Origin of the sequence: Roseibium sp. MMSF_3544 (assembly GCF_030732845.1) — a bacterium.
Classification (GTDB): Bacteria; Pseudomonadota; Alphaproteobacteria; order Rhizobiales; family Stappiaceae; genus Roseibium.
Genome location: NZ_JASHKA010000001.1, coordinates 153,156 through 166,175, shown reverse-complemented (window position 1 = coordinate 166,175; position 13,020 = coordinate 153,156). Strand labels below are relative to the sequence as shown.

The window sequence follows — 13,020 nt, the reverse complement described above, 5'->3', positions numbered from 1 at the left end:
GATTGGATCTGAGAGTATGCGCTGTCCGCTGTCGGAGGCGAACGCCGCACAAGCGTGCCTCCCAGCGGATTTGGTTCTGATTGACGAGACAAAAATAGCGGCTTCGCCAGCCGCGATGTCAGCCCCGGCGTTGGGCGCTGTCGACGGATATCGCGAGACTGTAGAGACTGCGTCGTTTGCCCGCGCAAGCACGCGCTGCGCAAACGGGATCGCCGACGCAAAAAATAGCGCCAGCCAGAATTGCTGGTTGGATCGTGTCATTCCTGGACGTCTCGCGTTTCGGACGTCCCCCACACAGTCCCACCGTATCCAGCGACCATAAAAATAAGGTAAACAAATCCTGAGGATGGCCCCGCAATACCTGTTGAAGCGAAACGTGCCAAGCCGGTTCGGCCGACCCCATTTGTCTTGCTGTTCAACTCAAAAGCGGCAGCAGAAACAACGACAATTCCGTCGAAGGCACGGACATCCAACTCTTTTCAGGCGAACTGCTGAACCCGCAGACACCCGGCGAGAAACTCAAGCAGGGCCAGGGTTTCGAATACTGACTTTGGCTCGCGTCTCCACGCCCGCTACTGATCTGTGGATGTCATCTATGAAACGTGGGAAAAATTGGGTGCCCCACCCGCCCGGGTCACGCTGAAACTCGCCAGGTGTGGGGGACCTATCGGGTCAGTTCCAGCGTCTTTACCAGGCGGGTGGGAGCATCCGGCATCGCACCAACGGCTAACTGCGGCACAGATGAGAGCGACGCAGCGATAAAGCGCTGCCATGCCGGAACAGGATGTGGCAATTCGGACTGGGTCCGGGCGCGGCGAGCCGACGGACGGTCCCTCACCACGCGATGCAGAATGGTGTGTTTTGCACATTTGGGCGGCAGGAAAGGTATTAGGCTCGAGGTCAGGGTCTTCGGCGATTGCGGCTGTTTGATTTTCAATTGCGCAGTCAGTACGTGAAGCCGCCTAAAGCACGCGTCATCCCGTGCAGCCCGCCGAGGCCCCGCCGCAGGACGCTGATGTGACCGGCATCGATGCGACACTGGATCTGGCGCCGTGACCGGGCGGCTCGAAGAGTTGCCTGATGTGCATTTCGGTGTGCGCCTTGTCGTGCCTTTGAAATTGTCCTGAAATGGCGACGCATCACGCGCCGAATAAATCACTCTGAGGAACGCCTGCAAAAGGAGTGCGTCGGCATTGAGGTGAATGCCATGGCGTGGCGACATGAAACGCACCGGCCTACCAGACCATGCCGCTCTGCATGAGAACCCGCTTTCTTCTGCCGGTCGCACCCTCATCCCCCGATTCGTCAAACCATGACTTATCGATACGAGAAGAATGCCTCTATCCGTTATGCGGAACTCGAACGTACGCAAGACGTACGATATTCAAATTAATTCATATAAATCAGATAATTATGGGGGACGATGCACGTTTAGCGCAGGCAAGATTGCGTGCCGCGCAAAGCGCACTTTAACAAGACAGGCACCTTGCAACCATGCGCTGCGAACACAGAAATCTAAACTGCGCGCAAGAGTTTCGTTCTGATGGTGTGTGCAACCGCGCTTGAACCGAATTCTTGGCAAAGGCCATGACATGCCCAAAAAAGCCAATCAATGTGCTCAAGCAGCATTGTTTCGCGCATGCTGATCAAGCTCGGCCGTGGAGGCGTGGCCCGTTCTCCTCAAGAGCGCCTGTTCTTGCGCTCAAACATCCAGCGTGTGCTCTCGCTCCCATGCCGAGAAATGAGAAACAAACGAATTCCACTCTTCGTTTTTCATCTTGACATAGGACGCCGCAAACTCTTCACCGAGGAGTGCTTTCAATTCCCCGTCGGCATCAAAGGCACGGAGCGCATCGAGCAAGTTGAGCGGCAGATGCTTCACATCCGTTACGGTGTGGCCCTCGGCATACATGTCGATATCGTATCGGGGACCGGGGTCAGCGTTTGTTCTCAAGCCGGACAAACCGGCTGCGATAATGGCTGCCTGCAGAAGGTAAGGGTTTGCCGCGCCGTCTGCGAGCCGCAGTTCGAAACGCCCGGGTCCAGGCACCCGGACCATGTGGGTCCGGTTGTTGCCGGTCCATGTCACGGTGTTCGGCGCCCAGGTCGCCCCGGAAAGGGTTCGGGGTGCATTGATGCGCTTGTAGCTGTTCACGGTCGGGTTCGTGATCGCCGCCAGGCCTTCGGCATGTTTCATGATGCCGCCAAGAAAAGCGCGTCCCTTGTCCGAAAGACCCAGCTCCTGTGACATGTCGACAAACGCGTTGGACTGTCCCTCAAGGTCCCACACCGAGACATGTGCATGGCAGCCATTTCCTGTCAGGCCCTCGACCGGTTTGGGCATGAAAGTCGCCCGGAAGCCATGCTTTTCAGCGACCGATTTCACCATGAACTTGAAGAAACTGTGACGGTCGGCCGTCACGAGCGCATCGGCGAATTCCCAATTCATCTCGAACTGGCCATTGGCGTCCTCATGGTCGTTCTGGTAAGGCCCCCAGCCGAGATCGAGCATGTAGTCGCAGATTTCTGAGATGACGTCGTAGCGCCGCATCACGGCCTGCTGGTCGTAGCAGGGCTTTTCGGCTTTGTCGGCCGGATCGGAAATCTCCGTTCCCTCCGGTGTCAGCAGGAAAAACTCCGCTTCGACACCGGTTTTGACCCGAAGGCTTTCCTTCGCAGCTTCAGCGACCAGCCGCCGCAGGACATTTCTCGGTGCCTGTTCGACCTCGCTGCCTTCCATCACGCAATTGGCGGCGACCCAGGCGACTTCCGGCCGCCAGGGCATCTGGATGACAGTTTCCGGATCCGGCACTGCGAGCATGTCGGGATGCGCCGGTGTCATGTCGAGCCACGTCGCAAATCCTGCAAAACCGGCGCCCTCCTCCGCCATCTCGGCAATGGCTTGCGCCGGCACCAGCTTGGCGCGCTGCGCACCGAAGAGATCGGTGAAGGAAATCATGAAGTACTTCACGCCTTTTTCGGCGGCAAATTCAGCGAGATCCGTCATTGTCGTGTTTCCTTCCGGTTTATGTATGCGATTGGCCTTTCGCCCGAGCGGCTATACGTTGCTCAAAAGCCGGGTTTGCCCGGATACCAGTCCGTTCCGGCCAGCGGCACCTGCGCCATCGCGGCGGCCTCCATCGTCAAGGCGCACAGGTCTTCCGGTTCCAGATTGTGGACGTGGCTCTTGCCGCAGGCGCGCGCGAGCGTCTGGCATTCCAGCGTCAGTACATTGAGATAATTCCTCAGGCGCCGACCGCCTTCCACCGGATCCATGCGCGCGGCAAGCACCGGATCCTGCGTCGTGATGCCGGCCGGGTCGGCGCCTTCATGCCAGTCGTCGTAGGCACCGTAGGTCGTCCCAAGTTTGCGGTATTCTTCTTCCCACTTCGGATCATTGTCACCAAGCGCAACAAGCGCCGCCGTACCGATCGCCACAGCATCTGCACCCAGCGCGAGCGCTTTGGCAACGTCCGCACCGTTGCGGATCCCGCCGGAGACGACAAGCTGGACTTCGCGATGCATGTTGAGATCCTGGAGGGCCTGAACTGCGGGCCGGATGCATGCGAGCGTCGGCAGCCCGACATGCTCGATGAAAACATCCTGCGTCGCCGCCGTCCCGCCCTGCATTCCATCAAGCACGATCACATCCGCTCCGGACTTGATCGCAAGCGCCGTATCGAAATAGGGACGCGATCCACCGATCTTGACGTAAATCGGCTTTTCCCAGTTGGTGATTTCCCGAAGTTCCAGGATCTTGATTTCCAGATCATCCGGCCCGGTCCAATCGGGGTGACGGCACGCGGACCTCTGGTCAATTCCTTCGGGAAGATCGCGCATCCCGGCGACACGCTCGGTGATTTTCTGGCCAAGGAGCATACCTCCGCCACCAGGCTTCGCGCCCTGCCCAACGACAATTTCAATGGCGTCGGCGCGGCGAAGATCATCCGGGTTCATCCCGTAACGGCTGGGCAGATACTGGTAGACCAGTTTGTCCGAATGCCCGCGCTCCTCCGGCGTCATCCCGCCGTCTCCGGTTGTCGTGGACGTTCCGGCCAGCGTTGCACCGCGTCCGAGCGCTTCCTTGGCCTGGCCCGAAAGCGCACCGAAAGACATGCCCGCGATCGTGATCGGGATTTTCAGTTCGATCGGTTTTTTGGCAAACCGTGTTCCGAGCGTCACCGCTGTTTCGCACTTCTCCCGATATCCCTCCAAAGGGTAGCGGGAAATGGAGGCTCCCAGAAACACCAGGTCGTCGAAATGCGGAACCCGTCTTTTCGCGCCGCCGCCTCGAATATCGTAGATACCGCTTTCCGCCGCACGCCGAATTTCGGAATTCGTTTCCCGGGAAAATGTCCAACTCTGGCGCGGTTCCGTATCAGGTGTCTTGTCCATGATCAGTACTCGCCCGCGTGGTCAATGTTGAAGTTGTAAAGTTTGCGAGCCGAGCCGTAGCGGCGGAACTCGGCCGGGCTGGCGTCCGCTCCGGCTCTTGCCAGCAGATCTTCCAGAAGGCTCAGGTGTTCAGGCCGCATTTCCTTCTCTACGCAGTCCGCTCCAAGCGACTTGACCTCGCCGCGCACGAACAACCTGGCTTCGTAGAGAGAGTCTCCGAGCGCGTCGCCTGCATCTCCAAGGACGACAAGATTGCCTTTCTGGGCCATGAAAGCGGACATGTGACCGATATTGCCGTGAACGACGATGTCGATTCCCTTCATGGAAATACCGCATCGTGAGGACGCATTCCCCTTGATGTTCAGAAGACCGCCATGGCCGGTCGCGCCTGCATATTGGCTTGCATCACCTTCAATGGTGACCACACCCGACATCATGTTTTCGGCCGTTCCAGGTCCGGCAGAACCTTCCACGGTCACGCTGGCTTCCTTGTTCATTCCAGCGCAATAATAGCCAGTCGACCCTTTGATCGTAACGGTGACAGGCCCGTCCAGACCGACAGCAACCGCGTGTGATCCTCTGGGGTTGAGAATCTCGAAGGCCTCATTGCTTCTTGTTTTTGCCGCCGCCTGCAGGGTCTGGTTCAGGTCCCGCAGCGACAAGTTCGCCGCATCCAGCACGGTCATTCTCAGCGCTCCCAAAAGTAGACAGTGGCGGGTTCCGGTTCCCAGACACGGGCCGTCTCGATCCCCGGCAGGTCTGCAAAGGCCCGGTATTCGGATGCGAAGGCGACATAGTCATCCGTCTCGGCCATGACGGCCGGCTTGCAGGCGATCGGGTCACGGACAACACCAAATCCGTTTCGCGTTCCGGTCACGAAGGTGAAGAACCCGTCCAGGTCCTCAAGTGTTCCTTTAAGGGCTTCGCCCAAATCGGCGCCGTCCGCAATCCGTGAGGAAATGTAGGCCGCTCCGACTTCCGTGTCGTTTTCGGTTTTTGTCAGAACACCCTTCTTGGCCAGTTTGCGCCGCATCTGGTTGTGGTTGGACAAGGACCCGTTGTGCACCAGGCATTGGTCGTCGGCCGTGGAAAACGGGTGCGCGCCAAGCGTTGTTACTGCTGACTCGGTTGCCATGCGCGTGTGCCCGATACCATGGGTTCCGCCCATGTCGCGAAGGCCAAATCTTGCGGCAACATCGACGGGAAGTCCCACTTCCTTGTAGATTTCCATCGACGCACCGACGCCCATGACCCGCAAGCCTCGCTCCTCAAGAAAGGCCAGGGCTTCGGATCTGGCCGTTTCCGGAACCGTCAGGACGGCATGCGTATCAACCTGTTTCAGAGCAGCTTGAATGCCCAACGCTTCCGAAAGAGCCTCACCCAATCCCTCAAAATCCTCGTCAGGCGCTTCGGACTGAAGCGTGATCTTTAGCCCGCCTTCCTCGTTTGAATAGATCGCTATCCCCGCGCTGTCCGGCCCGCGATCCGTCATGGTCACAAGCATCGTAGTCAGCAAATCTCCCAAACGTGGATGCAACTCATCCTTTTTCAAAAACAGGCCGACAATTCCGCACATAACGGTCTCCGGGCAAGAAACTGGTTTATCGTATTTTTATCATGCAGAAATTTTTCTTCTTTTCAAGAAACAAGTTTGCACAAACACGGAGCATTTTCGCCCACCTTTTCAGGTCCGGAATTCCCGTCGTAAATGAGCGGCCGGCGATCTGGTTGGACTAGCCGGCGCTTCTGCGGCTGTTGTTGTCCGGTCGAATGGGAATCGGGTCATTTGGGCGATCTGCAAACCGGAGATTTGTCATTCCGGCTCGAGCGAAGCGCAAGGCCGGAATCCAGTAAACTCAAGTCTCACCATCTATTTCAGTCACTGGCCACACGGAGTACTAGGTCCCGGTCTTCCCGCTAGCGCGGCAAACCGGGACGACAAGCCCGAGAAGCTGCTCCGTGTCAAGGCTTGGAAAAAACCGGTATTGTCTCGTTGCCTCAAGGAGACACATTCAATCGAGCTTTCTGAACCGGGCAGCCGTTCTGCGCAAAAATCTACCGGTTTTGAGGATAGGTGATGATCGAGAGGTATTTGGCCGGCAGTTCCAGAAGAACCTCCGGGCCGTGCGGGGCATCTGCGTCGAATAACAGGGAGTCGCCCGGTTCCAGCAGATAGAGCTGATCGCCGTGGCGGTATTCGACACGGCCCTCCAGCATGTAGAGAAATTCCATTCCCTCGTGCTGGAAGGTCGGAAACCTGTCGCTCTTGTCGTTCAGCGTGATCAGATAAGGTTCGGTGACAACGCCCGTTGCGTTGGCACCAATATGACCAAGCAGGCTGTACTGGTGCCCTGCCCGTGTTCCGGCCCTTTCGATCTCAACGCCGTTTCCGGCCTTTACATGCATGCAGCCGCGCTCTTCCTCATAGCCTGAGAAGAGCCTCACAAAGGGAACTTGCAGGGCGTTGGCAAGGAGCTGGATCGTGGAAAGCGACGGAGAGATAACCCCATTTTCGATTTTCGACAGCATGCCAACGGAAAGACCGGTTTGCGCGGCGAGATCAGCTCCCGTCATACGGCGCTCTGTTCGCAAGGCTCGTACCTGCCGGCCAAGCGCCAGTTCCAGATTTTTCTCGCGCCCCTCTTTGAGCGCGTGAGGATCCTGGGTCAGGCTCGGATCTCTTTTGGGCAATGCCCCTCTCCTATTTCGCGCGACGACTGCGCTTAGTGTCTTGCTGTTTCCGCAAATGAGCCATCAAACACAAGAGCGATCAAGGTGGCCTGTCCGCAGCTTGCAGGCAAGGCCGCAGTTCGCGGTGCTGTCCGTGTTGATGCAAACAAAAGGGAAACCTGATGCCGGACTGCTTGGCCGGCAGTTAAGGTCGCGGAAGGATATGCGTCGGTGCTGCGCTTTAGCTTTCCGCCTCATCTTTGGACCCGGTCGAGGCGGCAGCCGCGGCAGCGGAGGCGATGTCCTGCTGATAGTCCGGGTGTGACTGCGTCCAATCGCGCTTGACCAGCTCAACGGACGGATACCAGTAGGAGCGGCCATTTTGCTCGTGCATGTACCAGTCCAGATCCGGAGTAACGAGCCCGAGGCTTCGCACATTTTGAGCACCTGCCAGATGAAGGATCAGGTCATCCGGGGCAACAATCAGGTCCATCTTGTGGATCATGTCGATCAACGCCTCCAGCGACGCCAGATGGCGTCCGGCATCGACAATATCGTTGTTGCCTTCAAGTTCGTGGCGTTGATCGTCCCAGATCAGGCTGAAGACTGTACCCGGCCAGTCTTTCAGGCCGGCCGCGACGTCTTCCAGCAAGGCACCCGGCCGGGTCTTCGACCAGGAAATGCCCACGAAGGGACGCTTGAAAGGCTTCAGCGTTTCGGCCCAGAAATCGTCTGCTCTGTCATCACTTGAAATGTAGGGCTTGAACAAACCGGGACTGTATTCTCTCAGCCCCGCATCGAGGGCGTAATCCGTCAGCAAAGCCGCATCTTGCTTGGCAACGGCCTTGCCAATGCTGTCTTCTTCAAGCGGATTGATATCTGCCTTGACGACCAGGCGCTCCAGAAATGGAACAAGTGGCGGAGCAGCGTAGATTTTGGGCGGTGCATGCGTTGAAGCGTCGGATCCGCCGTAAGCCTGCGTCAAAAACCTGGACAGCAAGATCGCTTCGACAGGTTTGGTCTCGAAGGGGATGACAACGGCATTCGGCAGGGCCTTGTCGTCCGCGGAACCTTCCGATCCTTCCCCGCCCTGGTTTTTCCTGGCGTCCGACATTTTTGCGAAGTCGCCCTTGAGAGCATGGCAGTGCCCGAGCAGAGCCCTTGCCTCTCCGGCGCTGGCCGGTTCCTTTTCCGCCAATTCGGCGAGCCTGATCGCTTCGTCGGTCTTGCCGGACCTCAGCATTGCTCTCGCCAGTGCCAGGCACAGGTGCGGATTGGAGGCATTTTTCTTCAAAAGGTCCGACAGCAGCGTGACGCCCTCATGCGGCGCCCCGGACTGAATGCTGGCGATCGCGCGCGCCTCTGCTGCAGGCAGCAAGTCCGGTGCAAGCTTGAGCGCTTTGTCGGCGGCTTCGCCGGCCTCCTCCGCTCGGCCGACATGACACAGGCTTTGCGCATATGCAGATAGCACAACCGGGTCGCGCGGATTTGCTAGGTAGGCATTCTTGGCATGTTCGAACCCGGCTTCGTGATCGCTCAGCTCATGATAGACGCTGGCAAGCATGGACCTTGCCGCCGCGTTGTCGGGCTTTTTCTCGAGCACGTTGGAGAGATAATTCAGCGCATCAAAAGGCGCCCCGACCTGCATCATCAGGCTTGCCAGATTTTGTTGAATGCGCGTGTCTTCGGGATCGAGTTCGTGCGCTTTCAGGGCGAGCTCCAGCGCACGTTGCATATTGCCGCTGCTTGCATAATGCACACCCAAGGCATCATGAAAGAGCGCGTTCTCCGGCTCCAGATCGACGGCGCGTTGCAAATGCAGTTCGGCAGCTTCCGGGTCCCCAACCATTTGCTTGGTAATCGCAAGATCGTGCGCGGCCTCAGCATCTTCGGGCTTGATCTTGAGAACCTGCGCCAGGCAGGAAGCAGCAGCTTCCAGATCTCCGGTTGCGATCATGCAACCGGCATAGGCCTTGAGGGCTTTCGGCGAGCGCGGAGCGCGCTCCAGCGCCTGCCGGCTGAGCTCAAGCGCATCGTCGATGTCGCCGTTTTCCAGGTGCTTGCGCGCAGCTCCCGCCAATTCCGTGACGTTTGCCATGTTTCGAACCTCTGCTGATTAGCCGATCGTTGGGCGGGACAGTCTCTTAGCCGACATTGACGCGCTCACCATTGAGACGCAGGTCGGATTGCGTGTTCAAGATCGCGGTTTTGGATTGAATGACCATGCCGCCATCGATGGTCTGGCTGAGTTCCGCAGCCTTCTGCACATCTGACTGATGCACCACGGTCAGCCTGCTACCTGTCGTCTGCGTCGCGGACGCAGAAGAACTGCGGTCCGTGCCTGCGATCCGGTTGCTTTCCTTGAAGAGAGAATTGAAAAGACCGGCCACCAGGGAGATCGCACCCGCCGCCACTTCAAAAACCGGCGTTTCGAAGGAAAACCTGGGGGCCTTCACGCGAATGGCAGTCTCGCTCGTGAGCGACAAGGGAACCTGCTCCTCCGACGAAGGGCGCTCAAGGATCGCGAGTACATAGGTCTTGCCGCCGTTTTCCGCCGTCAGAACGGTGTCACCGGGTTCCGGTTGAGCAAGGCAGCTGAAAGCCCTGACACTTCTTTGCAACGATCCGTCTTCGCGCCGCATGAGAATGTCCTGCCCGTCTATCTGCTCGACAAGCATACTGCCGGTTGGAAACCCGTTTGAGACTGAAAGGCTATCTACCGGCTTCTCTTTGAGATCGAGCTCGCTCATTTACTTTACTCGCTACTTTCTCGGTGTTTGTTCAATTTCCAAATAGTCTTTAAATGGAAGCAAGTGAGTGACTTTCGACATCTACTGCCGCAGACTCAATATTGATCTCACAATGACCACACATATAGTTCACAAACGCAGCTCTATCAGCAATTTCCTCGTAACTTGTTTTGGCTGAACTATTTTTTCCAACCAGAAATTCTTCCTCAAGAAATGTTCGCTCGTAAGCCGCAATATAAACTGAGAGTTGTCGTCCGGTAATCACAGTGAACGCACTGTGGCCAAGCGTAAATGCAAATGACTTGCCGTCAACAGCCGCACTGAGCTTGGTGCTGAAACTGAACGTGCTGATCTTGACGTCAAAACTGTAGTTGAGGTTATGGCTTATCCCAAGGTGCCCAGTAAGAGACGCCTTATAGATGTATTTGAACTTGTTTCCCTTGGTGATGGATTTGCTATACGACCTGACCGTGTCATCGTATCCTTTCTGACTGAAACGAATATTGTTTTTGTCGCCCGCATCTATCAGAAACGTTTCTTTACCGTCCGCCGAAGGTCCATCGGCGATGATCTCCACCGTCTCCTCGGCTTTGAGCAACACGCCTTGGCCGACGTCGATAGTGAGATCACCGTCTGTATTCGTATAAACGTAATCCCCCTCCTCGACGATGACCTGTGCCGGCCCCGCAACCGTTTCATAAAGCTTTCCGGTCGCCTTGAGCGTGTAGTGATCCGGGCTGTAGCAATAAAGACCCGTTGGAGCATCGGATGCCGAACTTTCCGGCTCGTGCGACGCATCATATGCACCCAACCTCAAATAAAACACGTTGTTCCTGAAGTTAGGATCGTTTTTATCCTTCGGAAGAAAGTATTCGACACTTGGCGCAGCTGTGTTACTCAAGCTCATAGTCATCACTTTCCCACCGCTACAGCTGTAAATAATCCTGAATACGATTTGAGATTCCCATATAGCAATTCGAATTGAAATTCCTTTAGCCCGAAGGGCCATCTAAAGATGCCAACGCCATTCAGATCATTGTGACAAAATTCGTTTGAGAGCTGAACAGCGCTACTGTTGACAAGAAAAACCGAATACTGGGTGTCCACTGTAAGATAAGTCTCGCTCAGGCGTCTCCTGCTCAAGTTCACAAGCCCGACGGTGATTGGCGCAAGCGAGATGTCAACCACAAGCACTGGATAGACTTCGACGGCGGAAATATTGAAGGATGCCGATCCTGCGATCAGCAAATTGACATTTGGGCCCGACGTAATGCAGGTGTTGGTGCCTCTGACGTCAGTCACCGAATCTGCCAGCACACGCTCGATATGGCTGCCCTTCGTGAACTTTCTCAGCTTGTTCGCCTTGGTCTTGAGGACTCCGTTGGCTGCGTTAAAAGTGACATCGCTCGACGTTGATTCAATGTCGAAACTTGAGGTTCCGTTGATTGAAAGGTTCCCCTTTTCAATCGTCGCGTAGATGTTGCCTTCGTTGGTTTTTTCTTCCAGATCGTTCCCGGCCCCGGTCACGTGTTCACTGATACCCGCGCCTATATCGATCACGCCCTGTTTCTCGGTTTCGACCACATAGCTGCCGCGCGTGGAAAACAGGATACCTTCGCTGGCCTGAAGTGCTTGTTCCTTGTCTTCCGTCTTTTGATCCTGAAGGTACTCGAAGGGCAGCACGAGGCGCTCGTCGACGTTGATGTCCGGATCGTCCGAGTAGGTACCCATGCGTAGATATGTGCCTTTGGACATGTCGAACGCGGTGTCGTTGTCGGGTGGAATTCCCCAAAGTACATTTGCCATTAGGGCCTCCTCAAGAGTTGTATACCTTCATGCCCGACCACCCCTGAGAGAGCGCTACAGAGCGAGCTTCCGCGATACGTTGTTTCAATTCGACTGTTCCGCCCGTGTAACTTAGCTGGGCGTTGAAAGCTTCGCTGACAATCTGAGAGACCTTTGACACAGTAAATTCATTGTAAACAAGCGCTCTCTTGGAGTTAATCAGATACGCATTTCGATTGAATCCATAGAAACGAACAGACCAAATACTGAATATTTTGGCAAAACCATGAATATTTGCGTCAATGACGGTGCCAGATATCGCTGCCGAAACGTAGGTTGATATCTCAAACATAATATTGAGCCTAAAACCCAACCCTAAACACTTGCTCGTGCTCCTGCCTTTGGTCCATGACAGGTTCGCGACCCAAACGGTTTCGAAAAAGTCGCCTTCCTGCTCGTTCACTCTTTCTTTTTGCGTGATCGTTGTTGTGCCGTTTTCGGCTGTCACGACGATATCCGAACCCGAGGACGTCAGCGTGACTTTGCCGTTGGCTTCCGTGGCGGACGCCTTGATTTTCATTTCACCTTGTTCGGAGACGAGCTTCCAGCTGCCTTCCTCAACCTGCTTGTGGTGATCACCTTGCCGGACCACCTCCGTCAAGGCGTGACCGAAGGTCTCCTTGAGCCTCTGGTCGGCCGTCAGGATATAGACGCCTTTGGCCGACATGGTCGCCGACTTGAACTCCGACGCCCCCGCTGCTGCCGGTGTCAGAAGCGGTGAGGCCGCGGTAAAGGCCGCTTCCGGAATGTGGGATTTCTCGGCCTGGCCAATGCCAGAGTAGAGCCGGAGATACTGGCCGCTATAGGGATCCTTCGACCCTTTGCCGGGTATGGCAAAGTAGAGCCACTTCTTCTGTTCGTCTTCTTCAGGCGTCGGCAGCCCGCTTAATCCATCCGGCATTCCGGTCTCCAATACTGGATCTGTTGCGACCCTCTTTCCACGCTCATCCCATCGGGTTGAGCAGCGTCGCCTGCGACGGCGAGGAAACACCTATCGAGTTTGCGGTGAGGCCGTTTTCCTGGGAGGGGTCCAGACCCGCCCGTGCCAATTGCTGCCCCATCACGATCACATTCGTCGACCCCTTCGCGGACCGGCACGCGCTCATCGGCATTCCGGAAACGACACCAGGTCCCGGGCCTGCAACACAGGTCGGCATCATCGTCATGGAGGTGTGCACCGGAAAACCGGTGTAGAGAAAACACATCTGGGTTGGCACGGCCGAAGCGCGCATGCCCGTTGCCGGCATCACTGCCGGGATCGGTCCGGCCGGCGTCGGCTGCAAATAGGCGTCCAGCGGCGAAACATCCATTGCCGGCATGGGGCCCGAGCTCAGTACAGTTGCCATGTGTCCTTCCCTTT

The 13,020-nt window shown here is 56.6% G+C and carries 11 protein-coding genes; all 11 read right to left on the bottom strand.

The genetic code is table 11. The annotated features are described in order from the left end of the window. Positions 1 to 1,702: 1,702 nt before the first annotated feature. Positions 1,703 to 3,007 carry a type III glutamate--ammonia ligase gene (gene glnT / locus RBB47_RS00755; RefSeq protein ID WP_305983801.1) on the bottom strand — a complete coding sequence of 435 codons (1,305 nt, stop codon included), beginning with the start codon at positions 3,005 to 3,007 and terminating at the stop codon, positions 1,703 to 1,705. 62 nt (positions 3,008 to 3,069) lie between these two features. After that, complete coding sequence (locus tag RBB47_RS00750; protein ID WP_305983800.1) at positions 3,070 to 4,395, bottom strand: FMN-binding glutamate synthase family protein; 1,326 nt, start codon at positions 4,393 to 4,395, stop codon at positions 3,070 to 3,072. 2 nt (positions 4,396 to 4,397) lie between these two features. Then, complete coding sequence (locus tag RBB47_RS00745) at positions 4,398 to 5,081, bottom strand: protein GlxC (protein ID WP_305983799.1); 684 nt, start codon at positions 5,079 to 5,081, stop codon at positions 4,398 to 4,400. A 2-nt stretch (positions 5,082 to 5,083) separates the two neighbouring features. Further along, positions 5,084 to 5,971, bottom strand: a complete 888-nt coding sequence (locus RBB47_RS00740; RefSeq protein ID WP_305983798.1) for a glutamine amidotransferase family protein — start codon at positions 5,969 to 5,971, stop codon at positions 5,084 to 5,086. A 479-nt stretch (positions 5,972 to 6,450) separates the two neighbouring features. Then, complete coding sequence (locus tag RBB47_RS00735) at positions 6,451 to 7,086, bottom strand: XRE family transcriptional regulator (protein ID WP_305983797.1); 636 nt, start codon at positions 7,084 to 7,086, stop codon at positions 6,451 to 6,453. A gap of 220 nt (positions 7,087 to 7,306) precedes the next feature. Beyond that, positions 7,307 to 9,163 carry a tetratricopeptide repeat protein gene (locus RBB47_RS00730; protein WP_305983796.1) on the bottom strand — a complete coding sequence of 619 codons (1,857 nt, stop codon included), beginning with the start codon at positions 9,161 to 9,163 and terminating at the stop codon, positions 7,307 to 7,309. Between the two features lie 46 nt (positions 9,164 to 9,209). Continuing rightward, a complete protein-coding gene (locus RBB47_RS00725) occupies positions 9,210 to 9,815 on the bottom strand; it encodes a DUF3540 domain-containing protein (protein ID WP_305983795.1) in 606 nt (201 codons plus the stop codon). Between the two features lie 49 nt (positions 9,816 to 9,864). Further along, on the bottom strand, positions 9,865 to 10,722 hold the full coding sequence (locus tag RBB47_RS00720; protein WP_305983794.1) for a hypothetical protein: 858 nt from the start codon (positions 10,720 to 10,722) through the stop codon (positions 9,865 to 9,867). Between the two features lie 5 nt (positions 10,723 to 10,727). Further along, positions 10,728 to 11,621 (bottom strand): hypothetical protein, encoded by an 894-nt coding sequence (locus RBB47_RS00715; protein ID WP_305983793.1) that lies wholly within the window; start codon positions 11,619 to 11,621, stop codon positions 10,728 to 10,730. Between the two features lie 10 nt (positions 11,622 to 11,631). Next, positions 11,632 to 12,561 carry a hypothetical protein gene (locus RBB47_RS00710; protein WP_305983792.1) on the bottom strand — a complete coding sequence of 310 codons (930 nt, stop codon included), beginning with the start codon at positions 12,559 to 12,561 and terminating at the stop codon, positions 11,632 to 11,634. A 43-nt stretch (positions 12,562 to 12,604) separates the two neighbouring features. Then, positions 12,605 to 13,006, bottom strand: coding sequence for a PAAR-like domain-containing protein (locus tag RBB47_RS00705; protein ID WP_305983791.1), 402 nt, complete (start codon positions 13,004 to 13,006; stop codon positions 12,605 to 12,607). Positions 13,007 to 13,020 lie beyond the last annotated feature (14 nt).